The sequence below is a fragment of the Streptomyces sp. A 4/2 genome (genome assembly GCF_940670765.1).
GTDB lineage: Bacteria > Actinomycetota > Actinomycetes > Streptomycetales > Streptomycetaceae > Streptomyces.
This window is the reverse complement of the sequence record NZ_CALNVW010000006.1, coordinates 1-2,716: the sequence shown is the minus strand read 5'-3', so window position 1 is coordinate 2,716 and position 2,716 is coordinate 1. Positions and strand designations below refer to the sequence as shown.

The window sequence follows — 2,716 nt, the reverse complement described above, 5'->3', positions numbered from 1 at the left end:
CCGTGACCACGGGCGTCACCTCCTCGGAACTGCGCGACTACTCAGCCGGACTCCTTCCCGACTACATGGTTCCGAGCGCTTTCGTCCAGGTGCCGGAAATACCACGCAACGTGAGCGGAAAGGTCTCCGCCGCCGAACTGCCCGACCCCGGCGAAGAGTCCTTCCACGTCGACTACGTCGCACCGCGACCGGGTGCCGAACAGGTCATCGCCGAACTCTTCGCCGAGGTCCTGGGCGTGGAGAACGTCGGTAGCCGGGACGACTTCTTCCACCTCGGCGGCCATTCGCTCGCCGCAGTACGCCTCGCGACCCGGATCCACACGGTCATGGGGACGAGGATCTTGCTCCAGGTCCTGTTCGAGAACCCCACGGTGGCCGGACTCGCCGCTCTCGTCCAGAGCGAGTCGGCGTCGGAGGAACCGATTCCGGTACTGGCGGGGCGTACGTCGGGCACCATGTCCTTCGCGCAGCAGCGCCTCTGGTTCGTCCAGCAGGCAGCTCTGGAGAACGCGACGTACAACATGGTCGAAGCCTTCAGGCTCGACGGCGAACTCGACATCGCCGCCATGTCGAAGGCGATCACGGCCATGGTGGTCCGGCACGAGGTGCTTCAGACCAGCTATGGAGCCGGCGACCGTTTCCCGCTCCAGACCGTCGACCGCGACTGGCGGCCTGACATCGTTCTCCTGGACCTCAGCGGTCTGGACGCCGAGCAGGCGGCGGAACGGACCCGCGCGTTCGTTCTCGATGTCCGAGCACGGGAGTACGACCTGTCCCGCGGCCCGGTCTTCGAGGCAGCCGTCGTGAAACTCGCCCCGACCGAGCATCTTCTGGTCTTCGGCATCCATCACATCGCCTGCGACGGATGGTCGGTCAAGGTCATCCTCTCGGAGATCTCCGAGCTGTACCGGGTGTACGCCGAAGGGGGCGTCCCGGATCTGCCCAGGCCGAGCGTCCAGTACCTGGACTTCGCGGTCTGGGAGCGGGATCCGCAGCGTCAGAGAGAACGTGCGGGGCAGCTGCGGCATTACGCGGACGAACTGGCGGAGGTACCGCTCACCCTGGAACTGCCCCTGGACCACCCACGTCCGCCCGTACGCACAGGAAAGGGCGGCACCGTCCGCTTCACCCTCTCTCCTGAGGTGACCGAGGCGCTGACCACGCTCGGGCTCCGGCACCGCAACACCCTGTTCAACGTCCTCCTGGCTTCCTTCCAGGTCCTGGTGTCCCGATGGAGCGGGCAACGCGACCTGCTGGTGGGTGTCCCCGTCGCGGGCCGGAACCGCGCGGAACTCGAAGGGCTGGTCGGCTTCTTCGTCAACACCCTTCCGGTCCGTGGAGACCTCCGTGACGATCCCACCTTCGAGGAGCTTCTTTCCCAGGTCCGCCAGGCCACCTTGTCGGCCTACGCCCATCAGGACGTACCGTTCGACCGGCTGGTCGAAGCGCTCAATCCCGCCCGCGACCTCGGGGTCAATCCGCTGGTGCAGGTGACCTGCCAGCTGCTCGAAGGAGAGGTGGCCGCCGATCTGCGGCTCGACGGGATCTCCGTGAGCCCGTACCAAGTGGACGTCGCCAGCAGCCGGTTCGACCTCTCGCTCGACCTCAGCCGCCACGACGGCGGTCTGCGGGGCGATCTCGTCTATGACGCCGACCTCTTCGAGAACGCGAGCATGGGCCGCCTCGCCGAGTGCTTCCAGACGCTCCTGCACGAGGTGGTCCGGGACCCTGGCAGGCAGGTGTCCGAACTTCCCCTGCTGTCGGATGCCGCGGCGGAGCGGCTGGTGCGGGAGTACGGCCGCGGTGTCCGCGTACCGGTCACTGCCGACACCGTCATCGATGCCCTGCGGGCCCGGGTGCAGGCGAACCCGGATCAGATCGCCCTGGTGGACGGGGACCGGGCCTGGAGCCTGGCCGAGCTGGAGCAGGCCATGGACCGGCTCGCCGCTCGCCTCCGGCAGGAAGGCACGGTCCCCGGAGAGGTTGTCGCACTGTCCGCGGAGCGAACGGCGGAGCTGGTCGTCGGGCTGCTCGGCATCATGTCGTCCGGAGCGGTCGCGCTGCCGCTCGATCCGGCACACCCGCAGGAGCGGGTTGCTGCGATGCTGACCCTGGCAGGCGTACGCCGGTCCGTCGCCGATGCCCCGGACCACCGGTTGCAGACCACGACCACGATCACTTTCCCCGGTCCGGCCGACCCCCTCGACATCACCGGAACACCTGGCCCTTCGCCGTCGGATCCCGCTTACCTGGCGTTCACTTCGGGATCCACCGGCCTGCCCAAGGGCGTTCTCATCTCGCACGGTGCGTTGGCGAACCTGCTGGCCACCCACAGCGCGCGGCCCGTCCCGGCCGGCCGGCGACTGCGCGTCGCACACACCGCGTCCTTCGCCTTCGACGCGGCCTGGGACCAACTGCTGTGGATGATCGCGGGACATGAACTGCATATCGTGGGCGAGGAGACCCGCACCGACGCCGAGGCGCTCGTCGAATTCACCCGGCAGCACGCGATCGACGTACTCAACGTTCCACCGTCCTTCGCCGAGCAGCTCGTCGAGTTCGGTCTTCTCGAAGGCGGGCACCGTCCTTCGCTGATGGTTCTGGGTGGTGAGGCGGTACGGCCGTCGTTGTGGGCGCGGCTCGCGGCCGACCCGGGAGTGCTTGCGGTCAATCTGTACGGTCCCACCGAGTTCACCGTCGCCTCCGTGCACGCGGT

General features: G+C 67.9%; 1 protein-coding gene. It reads left to right on the top strand.

The window, feature by feature from the left end; genetic code table 11:
- On the top strand, window positions 1-2,716 hold a 2,716-nt coding region (locus NBY69_RS03985; RefSeq protein WP_250298286.1), incomplete at both ends, for a condensation domain-containing protein.